The 1077-nt window shown below is 41.7% G+C and carries 1 rRNA gene; it reads left to right on the plus strand.

Annotated features, from left to right (window positions below):
- Window positions 1-987: 987 nt before the first annotated feature.
- Window positions 988-1077, plus strand: a 5S ribosomal RNA gene (gene rrf / locus F9929_RS23875); the annotation flags it as partial.

Genomic DNA, 1077 nt, shown 5'->3' on the forward strand with positions numbered 1-1077 from the left:
TTTTTTCAGTATGTCTAGCATTTTCAAAAATTATCCTGGTAGTTTCAGACATCTGAGCGAGGCTTATCTAATTTCCACCAAAATGCTAGATTTCAACAAAATGAACATACATAATGTAGCATATTACCATAGTTAAGCCCCGCATTGGCAAACATTTCACCAGATCCCTCAACATTGGATAATAGCCACCTTCTGAAACTTCACCACTGATCATAAACCACCTGTATTTCATGTTTAGAGTTAAAAGGGGAAGTTTATGATGAACAGAAAAAAAGTTCATCTTCATGCCTCTTATAAAAAAACCGGTCATGAGTTAGATAAAACTTTTGCAGTTTTGAAATGCCATTCAAGTTTCCCTATAGAGGTTTGAGAGTGGGAGAATAGAAGTTGAATGACACCTGGATGAATGTGTATTGACTTCTGTGGCTGGAGTTATTCCCGGTTGAAGTTTGGTGGTTTTTTACTATGAGAGCGCCGCTCAGGTGCCATCAAAAGTCGGCCTTCCGGTCAAAATTTCTCTTAGCTTTTACCAGGATCATCTTCAGCGCCTGTGAAAACATCGTCTTTGATACATCTCGTCCTTTTCATTCTCGTTTTGTTGGTCATTGGTTGAGATTTGCCCGATTTTGAGGATTTTGAAGATGTTTTGGAGATTTTCGTGCGCGTACCGCTGCTCCTTCCGCATCCGGACAAATTACCTACAGAAATCGCAGAGACTGCATCGCACTTTGCAGCTCACACTCCACACTCCACACTCCACGTGTTCAGATACTAGGGCTAGTCTCAGTATGTTAAGTCGCTATTTGTCTTTCCCATACTGTACATACATATCACTACACCACACAGTACATCCATACAGTACGTACATATCACTTGGTGTATTGTTTAAACCTCAAACCGTATTGTTAAAATGTATCAGAGCGTTCGTGGCATAACTTGCCTTGATTTGCCGCTCACACCATAGCGCGCCCAGTTCGCATATATTTCGGTTGCGGCCATATCTAGCAGAAAGCACCGTTTCCCGTCCGATCAACTGTAGTTAAGCTGCTAAGAGTCTGACCGAGTAGTGTAGTGGGA

The organism is Aureimonas psammosilenae, assembly GCF_009176975.1.
GTDB classification, from domain to species: Bacteria; Pseudomonadota; Alphaproteobacteria; order Rhizobiales; family Rhizobiaceae; genus Plantimonas; species Plantimonas psammosilenae.